The 13234-nt window shown below is 72.5% G+C and carries 7 protein-coding genes; 5 read left to right on the plus strand and 2 right to left on the minus strand.

Annotated features, from left to right (window positions below):
• Positions 1 to 59: 59 nt before the first annotated feature.
• A complete protein-coding gene (locus tag PGH47_RS25785; protein WP_271665388.1) occupies positions 60 to 1268 on the minus strand; it encodes a nucleotide sugar dehydrogenase in 1209 nt (402 codons plus the stop codon).
• A gap of 263 nt (positions 1269 to 1531) precedes the next feature.
• On the opposite strand from PGH47_RS25785, the gene PGH47_RS25790 reads away from it, so the two are divergent.
• Positions 1532 to 3238, plus strand: coding sequence for a glycerol-3-phosphate dehydrogenase/oxidase (locus PGH47_RS25790; protein ID WP_271665389.1), 1707 nt, complete (start codon positions 1532 to 1534; stop codon positions 3236 to 3238).
• A 77-nt stretch (positions 3239 to 3315) separates the two neighbouring features.
• On the opposite strand, the gene PGH47_RS25795 is transcribed toward PGH47_RS25790, so the two are convergent.
• Positions 3316 to 4401 carry a serine hydrolase domain-containing protein gene (locus PGH47_RS25795; protein WP_271668147.1) on the minus strand — a complete coding sequence of 362 codons (1086 nt, stop codon included), beginning with the start codon at positions 4399 to 4401 and terminating at the stop codon, positions 3316 to 3318.
• A gap of 210 nt (positions 4402 to 4611) precedes the next feature.
• On the opposite strand from PGH47_RS25795, the gene PGH47_RS25800 reads away from it, so the two are divergent.
• The 4 genes from PGH47_RS25800 (at position 4612) to PGH47_RS25815 (ending at position 13182) form a co-directional block, all read left to right on the plus strand.
• Positions 4612 to 6789, plus strand: coding sequence for a serine/threonine-protein kinase (locus tag PGH47_RS25800; protein WP_271665390.1), 2178 nt, complete (start codon positions 4612 to 4614; stop codon positions 6787 to 6789).
• A 185-nt stretch (positions 6790 to 6974) separates the two neighbouring features.
• Complete coding sequence (locus PGH47_RS25805) at positions 6975 to 9980, plus strand: protein kinase (protein ID WP_271665391.1); 3006 nt, start codon at positions 6975 to 6977, stop codon at positions 9978 to 9980.
• 152 nt (positions 9981 to 10132) lie between these two features.
• Positions 10133 to 11878: a serine/threonine-protein kinase gene (locus PGH47_RS25810; RefSeq protein WP_271665392.1), complete on the plus strand. Its 1746-nt coding sequence runs from the start codon at positions 10133 to 10135 to the stop codon at positions 11876 to 11878.
• Between the two features lie 143 nt (positions 11879 to 12021).
• A complete protein-coding gene (locus tag PGH47_RS25815) occupies positions 12022 to 13182 on the plus strand; it encodes a serine/threonine-protein kinase (protein ID WP_271665393.1) in 1161 nt (386 codons plus the stop codon).
• The last annotated feature ends 52 nt before the right edge of the window (positions 13183 to 13234 follow it).

The raw sequence follows: 13234 nt of genomic DNA on the forward strand, positions 1-13234 counted from the left end.
GACCGGCCCTTCTTCGTCAGGAGCGGCTCACGCGCGTGTGGCGGCCGGGAGCGTCCGCGTCACAACCGGTGTGCCGCCCCGGTGGGCGCGGCCCCGCGCGTGTCCAGCAGGAGCTGGGCCTTCACCGACAGACCTTGCAGGTCGTACGTCCGGTGCTGCTGGAGCAGGATCGTCAGGTCGGCGTCCGCGACGGCCTCGTACAGGGCGTCCGCGCGCGGCACCGGGCGGTCCAGGACGCTCCAGGAGGCGATGTAGGGGTCGTGGTAGCTGATGGACGCGCCCAGCTCCAGCAGCCGGGTGGCGACCTCCTGAGCGGGTGTGGACTGCTGGTCGGCGAGGTCGGGCTTGTAGGTGACGCCGAGCAGGAGGATGCGGGCGCCGCGGGCGGACTTGCCGTGCTCGTTGAGGAGGGCGGCGGCGCGCTGGACGACGTAGCGGGGCATCTGGCTGTTGACCTGCTGGGCCAGTTCGACCATGCGCAGGGTGCGGCCGGCGGGGCCGGCGAGGTCCTGCGGGACGGCGTGGCCGCCGACGCCGGGGCCGGGGCGGAACGCCTGGAAGCCGAACGGCTTGGTCTCCGCGCAGCGGATGACGTCCCACAGGTCGACGCCCAAGTCGTGGCAGAGGACGGCCATTTCGTTGACGAGGGCGATGTTGACGTGCCGGAAGTTGGTCTCCAGGACCTGCACGGTCTCCGCCTCGCGCGGGCCACGCGCGCGTACCACCTTGTCGGTGAGACGGCCGTAGAAGGCGGCCGCCGACTCGGTGCAGGCGGGGGTGAGCCCGCCGATCACCTGGGGAGTGTTGGCGGGCGTGAAGTGGCGGTTTCCGGGGTCGACGCGGCTGGGGGAGTACGCCAGGTGGAAATCACGGCCGGCGCGCATCCCGGAACCCTCTTCCAGGATGGGACGCAGCACGTTCTCGGTGGTGCCCGGCGGCACCGGTGACTCCAGGATGACGGTGGTGTGCGGGCGCAGCTGTCCCGCCAGGGTGCGGGCGGCCGCCTCCACCTGGCTCAGGTCGAGGGAGCCGTCGGCGCCGCGCGGGGTCGGGGGGCAGATGACGGCGGTGCGGACCCGGCCGAGCTCGGCGGGGTTCGTGGCGTGCCGGAAGCCCCCCGAGAGCATCCGGCGCAGTTCGGCGGGACTGAGGGAGCCGGAATCGGGCCCGGTCCGGTAACCGAGCGTGGGGATGCCGACGGCGACGGCAGCCTTGGCCAGCGGCAGGCCGTACGGGCCTAGTCCGATGACGGCGAGATCTGCGGGCATGGCGTGGGCCGTCCTTCCCAGTAACCGAAGCGGGGCGGTCGCGCAACCCCTGTGGACAGGACGAGGGAGCGCAATGTCAGACTAGGAGTAAATATGACCGATTTGCGGCATTGAATGATCGCGTTTCCGTGAGTGTTGTCCACAGGCTGGGGGCGAGTGGTGGCTGAAGTCGGGCAACCCGGTCAGAATTTTGGGCATAGGGGGTAGGAACCGGGCTTCGCCCGACGGGTGCGGCCCACGCGACCGATGAGCGGGAGGCAGCGGTGAGGACAGCGACACTGGGGCCGGCCGAGCGCGCCGAGTCACTGGCGGCAATGGCCGAGCGCGAGCTGGACCTACTGGTCGTCGGCGGTGGCGTCGTGGGCGCGGGCACAGCGCTCGACGCGGTGACCCGCGGACTGTCGACCGGACTGGTCGAGGCCCGGGACTGGGCCTCGGGCACCTCCAGCAGGTCGAGCAAGCTCATTCACGGCGGCCTGCGCTATCTGGAGATGCTCGACTTCGTCCTCGTACGGGAAGCCCTCAAGGAACGCGGGCTGCTGCTGGAGCGGCTCGCCCCGCACCTGGTGAAGCCGGTGCCGTTCCTGTACCCGCTCCAGCACAAGGGCTGGGAGCGGCTGTACGCGGGCTCGGGCGTCGCGCTCTACGACGCCATGTCGATGGCCCGCGGGCACGGGCGCGGCCTGCCCCTGCACCGCCATCTGAGCCGCCGGCACGCCCTTCGAGTGGCCCCGGCGCTGCGCAAGGACGCACTGGTCGGCGCCCTGCAGTACTACGACGCGCAGATGGACGACGCCCGCTATGTGGCCACCCTCGTGCGCACGGCCGCGGCCTACGGCGCGAAGGTCGCCAACCGCGCGCGCGTGACCGCGTTCCTGCGGGAGGGCGAACGGGTCGTCGGGGCCCGGGTGCAGGACGTCGAGGGCGGCGGGGAGTACGAGGTCCGCGCCAAGCAGATCGTCAACGCCACCGGTGTGTGGACCGACGACACCCAGTCGATGGTGGGCGAGCGCGGGCAGTTCCACGTCCGCGCCTCCAAGGGCATCCACCTGGTCGTGCCCAAGGACCGCATCCACTCCTCCACCGGGCTCATCCTGCGCACCGAGAAGTCCGTGCTGTTCGTCATCCCCTGGGGCAGGCACTGGATCGTCGGCACCACCGACACCGACTGGGACCTCGACAAGGCCCACCCGGCCGCGTCCAGCGCTGACATCGACTACCTGCTGGAACACGTGAACTCGGTGCTCGCGGTGCCCCTGACCCGCGACGACGTCGAAGGCGTGTACGCCGGGCTGCGGCCGCTGCTCGCGGGGGAGTCGGACGCCACCAGCAAGCTGTCCCGCGAACACACCGTGGCGCATCCCGTCCCCGGACTCGTCGTCGTGGCCGGCGGCAAATACACGACGTACCGCGTGATGGCCAAGGACGCGGTCGACGCCGCGGTCCACGGGCTCGACATGCGGGTCGCCGAGTGCGTCACGGAGGACATTCCGCTGCTGGGCGCGGAGGGGTACCGCGCGCTGTGGAACGCCCGCGCGCGCATCGCGGCGCGGACGGGCCTTCATGTGGTGCGCGTGGAACACCTGTTGAACCGGTACGGGTCGCTCGCCGAGGAGGTGCTCGAACTCATCACCGCGAACCCGGCGCTGGGCGAGCCCCTCGCGTCCGGCGACGACTATCTGCGCGCCGAGATCGTGTACGCCGCCTCGCACGAGGGGGCGCGCCATCTGGACGACGCCCTGACGCGGCGCACCCGCATCTCCATCGAGACCTTCGACCGTGGCACCCGGTGCGCGCGCGAGGCCGCCGAGCTGATGGCGCCGGTGCTGGGCTGGGACAAGGACCACATCGAGCGCGAGGTCGAGCACTACCAGAAGCGCGTGGAGGCCGAGCGGGAGTCGCAGCGCCAGCCGGACGACCTGACGGCGGACGCGGCGCGGCTGGGGGCGCCGGACATCGTCCCGCTGTGACCGTGCCGGCGTAGTCGTCGAGAACGTCACCCGAACGGGTGGCCGGAGACGGGATCTCCGCTCGAACCTCGGCCGTTCTAACCGGTGCGAGGGCAGAACTCGGCGGCGAGCAGCCGGAGTTCGAGGCCGGGATCTGCGATCGCCGTCGTGTTCACCCGGAAAGTCATGACACGACGCCCGTCGACGGTGGCCGCGGAGCGCACGTAGCTGCCGGATATGCGCCCGCTGTGCCCCCATACGACGGTGCCGCAGCGCAGTTTCACGGGAAAGAGACCCATGCCGTACGAGCCGTGTGCGGCACGGGTGTCGAGCATCTCGCGCAGCCAGCGCGGGGGCAGCAGGCGGCCGCCGAGCAGCGCGGCGTAGAAGCGGTCGAGGTCGGCGAGCGTGGTCACCAGCTCACCGGCTGCGCCCGCCACCCGGGGATCGAGTTCGGTGACATCGGTCCCGTCGGTGGCGTAGGCACGGCCGTACGGGGAGGGCAGCGAGGTGCGGGAACCGGGGAAGGAGGTGCCGGTCAGACCCAGCGGGGCGATGACGCGCCGTTCGGTCTCGGCGGCGTAGGAGCGGCCGGTGACCTGCTCGACGACCAGGCCGAGCAACACGTAGTTGGTGTTCGAGTAGGAGAAGCCGCCGCGGGCGGCAGGGGGGTGGGTGAGCGCTATTCGGACAGCCTGAAGCGACGTCACGGGGAGAGCGCCTTTGGTCGCCGCGGTGAAGTCGTACAGGCCGCTGGTGTGGGTCAGCAGGGCACGAAGGGTCAGCGCGCGCCCGTCGTTGCCCGCCCCGCGCACCAGGCCCGGCAGGTACCGCTCCACCGTGTCGGACAGGGACAGCTGTCCCTCGGCTGCCAGTTGCAGGACGACGGTCGCGATGAAGGTCTTCGTCACGCTGCCGGCGCGGAAGTGGTCGGTGCGGGCGATGCCCTGGCCGGCTCGGGTGTAGCGGGTGCCGGTCTCCTCGCGGGCCAGCAGGGCCGCCGCGGGGGCCTTTCCCCGGGTCACGAGCCGTGCGAGGAGGGCGTCGGTCGCCGGGGCCCCGGACGTCGAGGAGGCGGTGAGAGCCGGCCGGCCGGCGGGGGACAGGCCGAGGAGCGACGGGGACACGAGGCCGAGAAGCGTCAGGAGCACAGGGAAGGCAAGTAGTGTCCGAAGCAGTGGCATCACCGGTCGCGCCATGCGGGTTCCCTCCCTTCGACGCGGCTCATCATGCCGGGGAGTGTTACGCGCGGTACACGGGGCCCCGGGTGAGAGCGGGCCCGGGTGCCGGCGCCGTGCGGGCGGGTGGCCGTATGAGAGGCACCCTGGGCGTTGGGCACTTGTCGGGTGAGAGACAATGGAGGCTCTGTCAGGGCGGGTTGTATGAGGGGACGCATGTCGGAGGCGGAGCGGGCGGGGACATCTCGTCAGGAGACTCGTCAGGACGACCGTGAGCGTCTCCTCGCGGGGCGATACAGGCTGGGCGGTGTGCTCGGCAGGGGCGGCATGGGCACGGTGTGGCGTGCCGTCGACGAGACACTGGGGCGCACTGTCGCCGTCAAGGAGCTGCGGTTCCCCTCGAACATCGACGAGGAGGAGAAGCGACGCCTGATCACCCGCACCCTGCGTGAGGCCAAGGCGATCGCCCGGATCCGCAACAACAGCGCGGTCACGGTGTTCGACGTGGTCGAAGAGGACGACCGGCCCTGGATCGTGATGGAGCTCGTCGAGGGCAAGTCGCTCGCCGAGGTCATCCGGGAGGACGGCCTGCTGGAGCCCAAGCGGGCGGCCGAGGTGGGCCTGGCCGTGCTCGACGTGCTGCGGTCCGCACACCGCGAGGGCATCCTGCACCGCGACGTGAAGCCGTCGAACGTCCTGCTGGAGTCCGACACCGACCGGGTCGTGCTCACCGACTTCGGCATCGCCCAGGTCGAGGGCGACCCGTCCATCACCTCGACCGGCATGCTCGTCGGCGCGCCCTCCTACATCTCCCCGGAGCGGGCCCGCGGCCACAAGCCGGGCCCCGCGGCCGACCTGTGGTCGCTGGGCGGCCTGTTGTACGCGTCGGTCGAGGGTGTGCCGCCGTACGACAAGGGCTCCGCGATCGCCACGCTCACCGCGGTGATGACCGAGCCGATGGAGGAGCCGAAGAACGCGGGTCCGCTGCGGGACGTCATCTACGGCCTGCTCAACAAGGACCCCGAGCAGCGGCTCGACGACGCCGGTGCGCGGAAGATGCTCAACGCCGTCATCCACGCGCCCGAGCGCAAGTCCGAGCCGGAGCCGGCGGACGCGACGAAGGTCGTGCCGCTGCCGCCGCAGCCCGGCGCGCCGGAGGGCAAGGGGCGTTCGGGTGCCGGGTCCGTGGGCAAGCGGGGCGAGGAGGCCGGGGAGCGGTTGCGCGGGGCGCTGCGTTCCGTGCGCAAGGCCGCTGTGGGCGCGGGGGCGGCTGCCGGGGCTGCCACGCGTGGCAAGTCCGCAAGTGAGAAGGCCGAGTCCGGTTCGGTCGCGGGCGGTGGAGCGGCCGGCGGGTCGGCTGCTCGGACGTCCGGCGGGTCGGCCGGCGGGTCGTCCACGGCGGGAAGCGCGGCTGGGCCTTCGGCGGACGCCGGGAGTTCCGGTCGGGGTTCCGGTTCCGAGGGTGGTGTGGCCGGTGGGTCCGCCGCCGGTGCCGGGGCCAAGGGCGGTGCGGGTGCCGGTGAGCGCGATGCCACGAGTGGGAACGGGCAGAGCGGGGGCCGGAGTTCGGGGTGGCCCGTCATGCCACCGCCGGATCTGCCGGAGCGGACCGTGCCGAGGGCGCCGCTCACCGATGTGGTGCCCAGGCGCACGCTGGTGATCATCGCGGTGGTCGTGGCGCTCGCCGTCCTCGGTGTGGTGCTGGCCGTGGTGCTGAACGGCGGCGACGACTCGACCGGGGCCGCGGGCGACGGCGGGGCCAAGTCCTCCACCAAGGCGAGCGCGAGCTCCGACACCAAGCGGGACGACGAGGGGACCCGTACGGACGGCGACAAGTCCTCCTCGGGGGAGAAGGGTTCCGGTTCGGGTTCCGGTTCCGGGTCCGAGGACGGGAAGACGCCGAGCGCCGAGGCGAGCGCCACCGGGGGGAGCGGCGCCGAGGCCGGGTCCGGCGGCGGCAACGGAGCCGTCTCGACCCACAAGGGGAACCAGGGGTACTCGATCGGGCTTCCCAAGGGCTGGAAGTACGAGACCACGGGCTCCTCGGGGGACCGGTTCACCGGTCCCGACGGGCAGAAGCTGCTCGTCGCCTGGACGTCCACGCCGCAGGACGACCCGGTGGCGGACTGGGAGGACCAGGAGCAGTACATGCAGCGCTCCCAGTACGACCGGATCCGCATAGAGAAGGTGGACTATCGCGGCTGGAACACGGCCGACTGGGAGTTCACCTACGTCGACGGCGGGACGAAGTACCGGACGATCGACCGTGGGTTCGTCGTGGACAGCCGTCGCGGCTATGCGCTGATGTACACGGCGAAGGCCGCCGATTGGGACAGCGATCTCCGCAAGGACACCTGGAAGACACTGACCGGTTCGTTCCAGCCGAAGTCATGAGGTGAGCCGATCTCCGCAAGTGCTCGCGACGGCCGGGTTTGAACCGTGAGATACGGCAACCCCTCTTTGTGGGTTGCCTCCGGCACGTATCGTGAATGCTTGCGGACCGTGCGCATCCAGTCGCGTGCCCGGAAAGCGACACAAGGCGAACGGAATTGACCAACCGGGCGGCCGGGGGAGGCAACGTGGACGACTATGCGGGTCGGGTGCTCGCCGACCGCTACCGCCTGCCACTGCCGCCCTCCGACGAGTACGAACTCACCGAGGCCCGTGCCTTCGACACCTACAGCGGACAGGAAGTCCTGGTCCGGCAGGTGCCGTTGCCGGAGGTCGTCGAGGCGGAGGTGCTCGACGCCGAGGGGCTGCCCGAGGGCTTCACCGCGCGGGACACGCGTGAGCGTGGGGCGGGGCGACGGACCTCGGCGCGGTCCAGCACCCGCCGGCCCAGTGATCCCGCCGTGCGGCGGGCCGTCGAGGCGGCGCAGGCCGCGGCACGGATCCCCGATCATCCGCGGCTCGACCAGGTCTTCGACGTGTTCGCCGAGGGCGGCTCGTTGTGGATAGTGAGCGAGTTCGTGGCCGCGCGACCGCTGGCCGCACTGCTCGCCGAGAAGCCGATGTCGCCGTACCGGGCGGCCGAGGTCGCCTCCGACGTCCTCATGGCACTGCGCGTGCTGCACGCCCATGGCTGGGTCCACCGGAACATCACCGCCCGCACGGTGCTCGTCTGCGATGACGGCCGGGTGATGCTGACCGGGCTGGCGGTGGGGGCGGCGGAAGAGGCGCTGTGCGGGTACGACCCGGTGCCGCCGGCCGAGGATGCCGACGGGGGCGAGGCCGGGACCGGGGGCGGTGGGCTCGTCGCGTTCGGCGGAGGGCCGGCTTCGGTGGGCGGTGCCGGTGGGCCTGGTGGTCTGGGCAGCGGCAGTGGTCCCGGCAGGGGTCCGGGTGGCTTCGGGGGGCCCGGACAGCTTGCCGACGGCTCTGGGGCCGGTGGGCCCGGTGCTGGTGGATCCGGCGCCGGCGGTGATGACCCCGAGGCCGCTCGACGGGCCGCGATAGAGGCGCGGGCGGCCGGTGGGCTGCCGGTGCCCGCGGCCGACGCGGGCAATGGCGACGGAGCCTCGGGAGGGGCTCCGGGCGGCGCTCCGGAGACCGGCGGGGACATCAGGGCCGCGCGGGCCGGGGCGATCGCCGCGTATCGGGCCGGCGCTCGTGCCGCGGCCCGGGTGCAGGAGGGCCGGCAGAACGGGCGCGTCGCGCTGCCGGGTGCCCGTCCGGCGACCGAGGGCGGCCCCGCGTCCCAGGCCAATGGCGCGGCGCAACCGCCGTATGCCTCCGGCTCCTCCGGCGACGGCAACGGGGTGGCGACGCCCCCGGGGCAGATCGCCGACCCGTACGGCGTGCAGGCCACGCCCTGGCACGGCGCCGCGCCCCGTGGCGGGGCCATCGGCACACCGGCCGAGTCGGACCGCGACCGTGCGGCGCTGCCTCCGGCGGGCCGGGGCCCCCAGCAGGGCTTCGGCACACCTCCCGGCACGACCGTGCCCGCGCACGGCGTCGGCGGATTCCCGACGCAGGGCACGCCCGCACCCGGGGGCGGCGCGTTCGTTCCCGGCGCCGATGGATTCTCCACGCAGGGCGGGTCGGGACCCGGCGCCGGCGGCCCCCTTCCCGGGCCCGGCGGCTTCCCGGCGCAAGGCACCCCAGCACCCGGCACCCCCATACCCGCACCCGGAACCACTGCCCCCGTACCCGTCGCAGGCGCCGGCAGCTTCTATCCGCACACCACGCCCGCACCCGGCGCCCCCTCAGCAACGGGCGCATCGTCGGCACTCGGCGCGCCCTCCACCCCCAACTCCCCCCACCCCCCGGCCCGCTGGAACGACCTCGCGAAGGGCGCGCCCGTTCACCGCGGTCCCGCCACCGCGCTCGCCGCGGAGCGGGCTCGGCAGGCTCGGATGGCTGTGGTGGGGCCCGTGACCGAGCGTTGGGCGCCGGAGCAGGCCGGGCCCGTGCACGAGAACTGGCGGCTCGCCGCGCCGATCGGGCCCGCGACCGACCTGTGGGCGCTGGGGGCGTTGCTGTTCCGGGCCGTGCAGGGGCACGCGCCGTACCCGGAGGAGTCGACGGCCGAGCTGGTGCAGATGGTGTGCGCGGAGCCGCCCGCCTTCGCCGAGGAGTGCGGGCCGCTCAGGCCGGTGGTGGAGTCGCTGCTGCGTCAGGACCCCACCGAGCGCCTCGACTTCGAGGAGCTGCGCGGCTGGCTGCGCTCGCTGGTGCGCTCCGCGCCCGAGCCGGAGGCCGGTGCGCATGTCGTCGCCGCCCCGCCCGTCGACCCGAACCGGCTGCCGATCGTGCGGCGCCGGGGCGAGCTGGTGCGTCGGCGGCGGGCCGGGCTGCCGGCGCATCACGGGCGGCACAAGCGGGACAAGCGCACCAAGCGGGAGGCGTCGCCGCGCAGGCTGGGACGTACGTTGCTGCTGCTGGTCCTGCTCGGCATGGCCGCGGCGATCACGTACGCCATGATGTTCATGCCGAAGGCCGACCAGGGCGACGCCGGTACCGCGGGCGGGGATCGCACCGGTTCCGCCGGCCGGCCCGGTGACGCGGACACCGGCGAGTCCGCTGAGGCGAGCAGTGAACCGCGGCCCGACCAGACCTCCCCGGAGTCCGGCAACGGCCCCTCGGAGTCGTCCGGTTCCGGCGACGAGACACAGAGCGGCGACCCCGAGGTCCCGGACGGCTTCACGCTGCGCAAGGACGACGCCGGTTTCCAGGTCGCCGTCGCCAACGGATGGGACCGTACGGCGAAGAACGGGCGCGGGCAGGTCGTGTACTCGCACGGAGACTTCGACCTCTTCGTCGTGCCGGGCCGTGACAGCACCGACCGGTACGGCGGCGACCCGATGGTCTATCAGCGGGAGCACGAGCGGGAGTTGCAGCCGTACCGCGACTCCAGCTGGGCCTCCTCCAGCGGGCTGAAGAGCATTCAGGTCGGCGAGCGGAGCATGGCCGAGGGGCAGTTCACCTGGACCGACGGCGAGGGACGCGAGCTGTTCGTGCGGAATCTCGCGATCCTCATCGACGGGCGGTACCACGTGGTGCAGGTGCGCGGGCCGGAGGCGGAGCGGGACGAGGTGACCCGGCTGTTCGAGCAGGCGTCGGCGACGTACCAGGGCACGGGGTGATTGCGCCCGCGGACGTTGTGTGATGGTTGCTTCCCGACGCCGAAAGCGACAACCATCACAGTGCGGTCTCCATGGCACCCCCGTGGTTCCGGTCACGTCGGCCGGTCCTTAACCTGACCCTGTCAAGAACATTGCGGGGCAACGTGAATCAGATGCAGGGCCAGCTCGTTTCGGGCCGCTACCGGCTCGTCGACGCGATCGGCAGCGGCGGCATGGGCCGCGTCTGGCGTGCGCGCGACGAGGTGCTGCATCGGGCCGTGGCGATCAAGGAGTTGACCGCCGCGCTCTACGTCTCCGAGAGCGACCAGGAACGGCTGCTCGCCCGCACCCGGGCCGAGGCACGGGCCGCCGCGCGCATCAACCACTCGGCGGTCGTCACCGTGCACGACGTGCTGGAGCACGACGGCCGGCCGTGGATCGTGATGGAGCTGGTCGAGGGCAACTCGCTGGCGGACGCGGTCAAGGAGCGCGGACGCGTCGAGCCCGCCGAGGCCGCCCGGATCGGCCTGTGGGTGCTACGGGCGCTGCGCGCCGCGCACACCGCCGGGGTCCTGCACCGCGACGTAAAGCCCGGCAACGTCCTGCTGGGCGACGACGGCCGGGTCCTGCTCACCGACTTCGGCATCGCCCAGATCGAGGGCGACACAACCATCACCCGCACCGGCGAGGTCGTCGGGTCGGTCGACTACCTCGCCCCCGAGCGGGTCCGCGGCCACGACCCGGGCCCCTCCTCCGACTTGTGGGCGCTCGGCGCGACGCTGTACACGGCCGTGGAGGGCCGTTCGCCCTTCCGCCGGACCTCGCCGCTGGGCACCATGCAGGCGGTCGTCGACGAGGAGCCCACCGAGGCACAGAACGCCGGCCCGCTCGCGCCCGTCATCACCGCCCTGCTGCGCAAGGATCCGGCCACCCGTCCCGACGCGGCCGAGGCCGAGCAGATGCTGGCCGAGGCGGCGGAGGGACGACGGCCGAGCGCGGCGCAGGTGTACGTGCCTACGCAGCACAACCGCTACGAGCCGGAGGCACACACCGGGCCCTCACACCCCGGCTCCGCGCCCCCCGGGGCGGAGACGGCGGCGAACAGCAGGCCGGTGAGCAACAACCCGTACGCGTCGGGGAGCAGTACCCCGTATCCGCCGGTGACCGGCACCCCGTACCCGCCCACGACCGGTCCGACGGCGCTCGGCGGGCACTACGACGTCACGGGCGCACGGGGCACGGGTGCCGGACCGTCGCGCAAGCGCCGTCGGCTGCGCTCGCTCGCGCTCGTCGTCGCGCTCGCGGCGATCATCGGTGGCGGGACCGCGGTGGTGCTCCAGAAGTGGGGGCCGCAGGACGGCGGCACGTCCGCCTCGACGTCTACCGAGCCCACGGACCCGAGCGCTTCGACGACGGAGGACCCGGCCCGGCAGGCCGGCGTACCGGCTTCCTGGAAGCGTTATGACGACCCCCTGGGGTTCAGCCTGTATCTGCCCGAGGGCTGGTCGCGGGAGGTGGTCGGCAAGGAGGTCGAGGGTCTCCAGCAGGTCGACTACTCGCCGGACGGCGGCGAGCACTTCGTACGTATCTCCCTGGACCCCACGCCCGACTTCGCGAACTCCTACGACCATCTGCGGGACCTGGAGGAGCAGGTGGGGCAGAAGCTGGTCGGCTACGAGACCGTGTCCCTGAAGCAGAACCTCTACCGCGACCGTGACGCCGCCCTGTGGGAGTACACCTGGACCGCGCTCGCCAAGGACACGCCCTTCCCCGGGCCGCGCCACGCGATCGACCAGGCGTACGTGGACCGGGACGGCACGGAGTACGCGATCTACATGTCCACGCCCGAGAAGGACTGGACGACCACGCGCGAGCAGTACACGTCGGTGCTCAAGGGCTGGCGGACCGGCGGGTCCTGAGGCGCCCGGCCGGCCGGGCCGTCGCATGCGTTTCCCGGCCGCCGAACAGGGCGTCGGGCGGCTTTTGAAGTCGTTTGCTCCTTTGCATAGTTGGCCGATCGGCACCCCGGAGTCGGTCCGTCCGGTGCGGCATGATGGGGCGCATGGGGACCGAGGGGGCCAACTTCCGTGTGATCGCGGGGCGTTACCGCCTCGAGGCGAGGCTCGGCCGTGGCGGCATGGGCGTCGTATGGCGGGCGACCGACCAGTTGCTCGGGCGCAGGGTGGCCGTCAAGGAGCTCCCCCTCGACGAGACGCTCTCCGCGGCCGAGGCCCGGCACCAGCGCGAACGCACACTGCGTGAGGCCCAGGCCGTGGCGCAGCTCAGCCACCCGCACGTCATGGTCGTCCACGACGTCGTCGAGGACGACGAACGCCCTTACATCGTCATGGAGCTGATCGACGGCGACTCCCTCGCCGACCGGATCGCTGCCGACGGGCCCGTCGACGCGCGGGAGGCCGCCCGGATCGGCGCCGACCTGCTGAACGCGCTGCGCACGGCGCACGCGGCCGGCGTGCTGCACCGGGACATCAAACCGGCCAACGTGGTCATCGAGGACGGCACCGACCGTGTCGTCCTCACCGACTTCGGCATCGCACAGGTACCGGGCGCCTCCACGCTCACCGAGGCCGGGTCGTTCGTCGGCTCGCCCGAGTACACCGCGCCCGAGCGGATGTCCGGCGCCGGGACGGGTCCCGCGTCCGACCTGTGGTCGGTGGGGGCGCTGCTGTGCGCGGCCCTGAGCGGGGAGTCGCCGTTCCGGCGCGACTCGTTGAGCGGTGTGGTGCTCGCCGTGGTGTCCGACGAGATCCGTCCGCCCGAGCAGGCCGCGCCGATCCTGCCCGTCGTGCAGGGGCTGCTGGAACGGGATCCGGCGCTGCGGCTGGACGCGGTGGACGCGGAGCGAATGCTGCGGGAGTTCCTGGAGACGGGGCACACCCTCGTGGCGAAACGGTTCGGCAGGGTGGATCGCACATACTCGCCCCGCAGCGTGCTGGCCACCGTCGTGCTGGTCGCCGCGATGGCGGTGGCGGGGGTGTCGGCGGCGGCGCTGCTGGTGAACGGGGGTGGCGGCACCGGCGTCGTGCCGACCAGCTCGGCACCGGAGACCTCGGAAAAGCCGTCCGGTACGGCGAGTTCGCCCCACGCGACGACCCGGTCCCCGTCGCCCAACGCGACGCCGTCCCCGAGCACCACGTCCCTCTCGCCGAGCGCATCCGGCTCGCCGGTCACTTCGAGCCCTGTTCCCACCAACTCCCAATAAAGGGGAGATAAGTCGCGACCTGAGTCACGGCTCTGTGACCGGAAAGCATTCC

Origin of the sequence: Streptomyces sp. HUAS 31 (assembly GCF_028198125.1) — a bacterium.
In the GTDB taxonomy this organism is placed as follows: Bacteria; Actinomycetota; Actinomycetes; order Streptomycetales; family Streptomycetaceae; genus Streptomyces; species Streptomyces chartreusis.